General features: G+C 61.3%; 2 protein-coding genes. Both read left to right on the top strand.

Annotated features, from left to right (window positions below; genetic code table 11):
• The first annotated feature begins 186 nt into the window (after nucleotides 1–186).
• On the top strand, nucleotides 187–1,416 hold the full coding sequence (locus AC6RV7_RS01730) for a glycoside hydrolase family 88/105 protein (RefSeq protein WP_500092168.1): 1,230 nt from the start codon (nucleotides 187–189) through the stop codon (nucleotides 1,414–1,416).
• 71 nt (nucleotides 1,417–1,487) lie between these two features.
• On the top strand, nucleotides 1,488–2,669 hold the full coding sequence (locus AC6RV7_RS01725; RefSeq protein ID WP_500092167.1) for a sulfatase-like hydrolase/transferase: 1,182 nt from the start codon (nucleotides 1,488–1,490) through the stop codon (nucleotides 2,667–2,669).
• Nucleotides 2,670–2,680: the final 11 nt, after the last annotated feature.

The raw sequence follows: 2,680 nt of genomic DNA, 5'->3' as shown, positions 1-2,680 counted from the left end.
TCCGAAACCGCCGCGAGTCAGGAGTGGGCAGTCCGTTGTGGCGTGGAGTTGTCGCGGGAAGAGGTGGCGCCCCGCTGCCGCGGGCGCGGCTCGCCCTGATGGAAAGTGCAAGAAAACCGGCGAAAATTGCACTTAATGTGGTGAAGCGTTTTCCCATACTGGAATCTCTTCGTTCGGCTATATCGCATGACTCCCTATCCCCACGTCATCGAAGACGTGCTGCCGCGGTCGCGGCGGCTTCGCTCCAGACCCCACGCATCCCCTGCCGGTGTTGATTCGGCGCGAAGTTCGAGCCGTCGCGTTGGCTTTGGCCAGTGCGCTTATCTAATCGGGGTTGCTTTGGTTTTTTCCTTCTTGGGGGTGAAGAGCGGCGCCGCGGCGGTCTCGGGCGCAACATCAGCCCCGGTGAGAGCGCCGGACGTGGTGAAGATTCTGACCCAGGTCGCGGATTGGCAGCTCGCGCATGCGGGCAAGGATCCGTTGGGCGACTGGGCGCAGGGGCCGTTTCTCCATGGACTGTTCGCGCTCGGCTCGATTCCCGGGCAGGAATTTTATCTCGATTCGGTGGAGGCGATCGGACGGGGGCTAGGTTGGCAGGTGATTTCGACCCGGCATCCGGCCAACGATCATTGCAGCCCGCAGACCTGGCTGGATCTTTATGCGTTGAGGAGGGATCCGAGAATGTTGGGCCCAACCCAAAAGGCGCTAGACCAGACGATGGTCGCGACAGCGAACGCGGATGAGGATCTGCATTTCGAGGAGCGGAACTACGGCAAATGGTCGTGGTGTGACGCCCTTTATATGGCGCCGCCCACGTTCGCGCGCTTGGGAAAAGTCACCGGGGACCGAAAGTATTTCGACTATATTCATAAATGGTGGTGGTTGACTTCGAAGACCTACTATTCGGAAGCGGATCATCTGTTCTTTCGGGACGACAAATACACGGGCCAGGACGGTGCGCCGAAAGTCTATTGGGGTCGAGGGAACGGCTGGGTCTTTGCGGGATTGGTGCGGGTGCTCGCTGTGCTGCCCAAGGACGATCCCGTCCGGCCTCGGTATGAGCGGCAATTCCGGGAAATGGCCGGTCGCCTCGTCGAGATCCGCCATGCAGACGGCTTGTGGGGAGCGGATCTGCTCAATCCCCGCGGTGTGCCGGGGCCGGAATCCAGTGGCAGCGGTTTCTTCGTTTATGGTCTGGCCTGGGGGATCAACGAAGGTCTCCTCGATCGACAGCTGACGCCGGTCGTCCTCCAGGCGTGGAGCGCGCTGGCCGGACTGGTCAAGGACGACGGCCAACTTACCCGCGTGCAGCCGATCGGCGAATCCCCGTATTCGTTCGATCCGGACTCCACCATGCCCTACGGGGTGGGCGCCTTCCTGCTCGCGGGCAGCGAGGTCTGGAAGCTGGTAAAGTGAAAGCGCTCCTATATATCACGCTCCGGCCGGTTCCGCGTCTGGTGCTGGCGATGATATTAGTCATTGGAGTAATGAAGCCGTCTCTCGCGCAAACAGCCCCTCTTCCGGTTCGGCGCGTCATCCTGTTCATGATCGATGGGCTGCACGCTCAGGCGCTCGAGCACGTGGCGATGCCGGTGCTCAGCAGCCTGATTCCTCAAGGGACCTATGTGCCCGAGTCATGGATGATCATGCCGCATCATCCGACGGTCGGCGAATATGGTCGTCTGCACACCACGTCTTTTCCCAATCCGGTGCTGATGGCAGGCACGGTGTTCCTGCGCTCGGACAGCCGGTTTATCCAGGAGGTGGTCAACCCGACGGGACGCACGGCGTTCTTCGTGAACTCGCTGGCCTATTCTTCAGTGAGCCGCGGTTTCAACGAACTGATGCAGGACCCCGCCGCGTCGGACGACGAAGTGGTCGAGGCCGCGATGGCGGCTTTGGGCAAGGAGGATTTCAAGTTCATGCGCGTGCATCTGCAGACCGCGGGGAATGTCGGCCGCACCGCCTGCGCTTACGGATCGGAGGACGAGGCCTTCCATCGCAACATCTGGGGCGCAGGATCGCCTTACGTCAGCGCGCTCGTGAATGGAGATCGGTTGCTTGGCCGGTTCATCGACTTTTTGAAGCAGCAAGGAAAGTGGGAGGACACGGTCTTCATCTTTTCGTCGGATCACGGTCAAAGCGTGCAAGGCTGGCACCCGGTTTCAGATCCCGATAGCTGGCGCACGCCGTTGCTGTTTCTTGGGCCGGGCATCGCGAAGGGCCGCCGGGTCGGCTATGCCGAGCATACCGATCTCGGTCCGACGATCTGTTCCTTGTTGGGGCTTGCGCCGCCCAATCCCGGACCGGGGGCCGGTCGGCCGATGAACGCCGTGCTGGCGGATCAGGCGGATGACTCTGCCATGAATCCGCGCTTTATTGAGCGGGTGAACCGGCAGAATGCGGAATACCTCAATTGCCGCGCCATGCTCCAGCTCGCGTCGGCGAGGGACTCGCATTATTCCAGCGAGATCACCTTGCTGGAAAACGAACTTTGCACGCCGGAGCCGTTTTACGGCGTGGATCGATTTCTCGAATGGCACCGCGCGGGATCCACCGAGCATCTGCTGGAGGCCAACGAAAAAGTGCTGAGACAAATCCGCGCCGAGTCGGTCGCGGCCGCGAGGGTGCTGAACATGAGACCTGACCAACTCCCGTGGCTGCCGTGAGGCCTGAGCCT

This window comes from Opitutus sp. sgz309028 (assembly GCF_059821195.1).
Note: the sequence above shows the minus strand (reverse complement) of the source record. Positions and strands in the feature narration are given on the sequence as shown.